The 2,981-nt window shown below is 61.6% G+C and carries 1 pseudogene; it reads right to left on the bottom strand.

The features are described 5' to 3' along the window. A pseudogene (locus tag OC610_RS24485) lies at positions 1-2,966 on the bottom strand (hypothetical protein); the annotation flags it as partial. Between the last annotated feature and the right edge of the window lie 15 nt (positions 2,967-2,981).

Consider the following 2,981-nt stretch of genomic DNA (forward strand, 5'->3'; position numbering starts at 1 on the left):
AACAGGCCATTCTCGCCCGTCGGCAGGGCGAACCCGGGCATCGTGGTCGGGTTGACCTGCTGTTGGGCCAGGTCAGGCGGCAATTGCGAGTTGAGTACCACGAAAGCAGGCCGTGCCGTATTGGCGACGCCGGTGGCCGTGGACTTGCTCGCGCCAGCCAGTGGCGCCTGGAATTGCACAATGCTGCTGTTTTCCAGTTGTTGCGTCGCCTGGATGCTGATGTTGCCGCCCGATTGAACCACGGCCGGCGCCAGCGATTGTCCGGGCGTCACGGTGGTGATGTCACTCACCTGACGGAAGCTGTTCAACGCATCGACAGGCACTTGTTTCGGGTTGGCCTGGGCGTTGTAGGGAAAGATGAATCGTGCGCGGAAGCGCTCGTCCGTCCCATCGGTGACCCGGCCGGTATTCCACGTGCGCGTCCTGACGCTGGTGCCTGATGCGGCGCCGACGTTGGCGAAGTTGTCCGCGGTGATCAGCAGGTCGCCGGCCGAAGCCATGACGCTGTGTTGGTTGGTCACCGTGGAACCGTCGACGGTCAGCTTCGCCCCGCTCATCAGCGTGGCGCTGGCCGAGTCTTCGAGCACGACGCTCTGGAAGGTTTCCTTAGCCACATAGTCGACGTTGTGGTGATCACCGCCGCAGTCGTAGCAGGTCACGCTGATGGCGCCCGACACCAACTCATCGGTGGTGGAAAAGACGTCCTTGCGGTTGACCAGCACCTGGCTGCGCAGCGACATGTCCTTGACCGATTCCAGGGTGCCGGAAATGTTTTCCAGCAGCGCACTGCGAGCGACGCCATCCTGCGCGGTGACAGTCAATGTGCCGAGGCTATACACGTCCGCGCGCACGTTGGTGAAGCTGTTGAAGCGCAGCGCCATGTCCGCGCCACTGAATATCAATCCGCGGTCGTTACGGGCCTCATTGGCCACCAGCTCGACGGTATCGGCGCCACCCAGCGTGCCCGTATTGAGCAGACGCGTGGCGGAAAGGGAGAACTTGCCGCCACCCGTGATCCGTCCGGCATTGTTCAATGCCCCGAGACTGGTGACGGTGGTGATGCCGCCTCCGGCCAAGCGCGAGCCGCTGGAAAGATCGATACTGGCGGCGCGAAGATCGAATTGATCGACCGCACTGAGGCGGCTGTTTTCGGTGCCTGTGTAGGCCCCTGTCAACTGCAGATCAAAATCATCGTCGCTGCTGATCGTACCCGCATTGTTCCAGGCGTCGCCGGTTGCCTTGAGGCTTTTGACCGCGAGCAATTTGCCGGTGCTGGTCTGATTGAGCTGGCCTACGTTCAACTTCAGGACATCCGCCTGGATATCCGAACTGTTGTCCCAACGCGCCGCATCGACCGTCAAGGTGCCGGAGGTGGTCAGGCTGCCGCCAACGTTGGCGAACCTGGCGAGATCCACATCCAGGATACCCGTGCCGACGTGACGGATATTGCCACTGGCGTTTTTGAAGCCGGCCATTTTCAAGGACAGGTTCTCGGTGCCCGCTTCGATAACGCCGCGTTGGTTATCCAGCAATTGGTCAACCGTCAACGTCGCAGTCCCTCGCTGCCCCACGGACCGCAGTTTGCCGTCCTGGTTATCGAGCGACAGCGCCCGGATCGACAGGCCATTTGAACCTTCCACCAGACCGCTTTGATTGCCCAGCGCGCCGGTAAGCGTGAAATCGATCGTATCCGCTGCCATTTTGCCGCTGGCGTTGTCCGCGTCTTTAGCGCGGACCGTCAGCGCCTGCTGGGCGAGTACGGAGCCACCGCGGTTCGCGAAGGTGGTGGTGGCGATTTCCGCGGTTCCGGAGAGGGCCGACACCTGCCCGCCGTTGTTGAGCAGCGCCTGTTTCGCATCGAGGCTGACGGATTGCGCCTGAAGCAACCCGGCATCGCTGTTGGTCAGCGATTGGCCATTATCCAGCACCGTGTCCAGGGTGGCTTTCAGCCAACCGCCAACACTGGCAAGCACACCACCACGGTTATCGAGGCTGCTCGCCTCGACCTCCACGTTTCCGGCCTGGGTGATGGCGCTGCCGTCTCGGTTGACGAAATCGCCGGAAATATCAACCGTCAGGTCACCCTGGCTGAGCAGGCTGCCGTTGGCGTTATCGAGATCACCACCGATGATCGTCAGCCCCTGTTCGGTGCTGATGATCGCCTTGCCGTTGTTGAGCAGTTGCTTGTAAGCGGTCAGGCTCATGGCCTTGGCCGAGGCGATGTAACCCTCGTCACTGTTGGTGATGCTGTCTGCGGTGAGGGTCAGTTTTCCCTGGCTCACCAGCTTGCCACCCTGCTGGTTGAAGCCTTTCAACGTCGCAACCGTGTCACCCTGGCTGGTGATTTGTCCCCCGCTGTTTTCAACGCTGCCGCCCTTGAGGGTCAGCGCGGCGTCGGTCGCAATCTTGCCGCTGCTGTTATCCAGGACGTCTGTTTCGAGCTCGAGAAGATCGTTGCTGCTGATGACCCCTGCGCTGTTCTTCAGCGTACCGGCCACCAAGGTTTGCTCGCCGTTGCTGGCGATGGTCCCTTTATCACGGTTATCCAGCGTCCCGCTGGCCCGCGCTTGCAATTTATCCTGGCTGACCAGCGTACCGGCGCGGTTGTCCAGGTCCTTGCTATCAAGGGTCAGTGTTTTTCCGGCAGAAAGCGTGCCGCCGCGATTGTCGAGGGTCTGCGTCGTCGTGGCTTTCAAATCGCGGCTGGCGATGACGCTCTGCCCGCGATTGTCGATATTAGCCGCGGTCAGCACCACGTCGCCCACCTGGTTGCGACTGTTGTCGACGTTGACGCCCGCCTCGATGATGCCCAGGTTGTTGAGCTGCCCATCGGTCGTCAGCGTGACATTGTCCCGCGCGGCGATCGCTTGCCGGTTGGTAAGGGTGCCTCGGGTCGTCGCCTGGACCTGATTGCCGGCATAAATCGTTTCGCGAGCATCCAGGCTCTGGGCGTTGATATCAACCACGCCCGACGCCGTGGT

Origin of the sequence: Pseudomonas agronomica, from assembly GCF_025917275.1 — a bacterium.
GTDB lineage: Bacteria > Pseudomonadota > Gammaproteobacteria > Pseudomonadales > Pseudomonadaceae > Aquipseudomonas > Aquipseudomonas agronomica.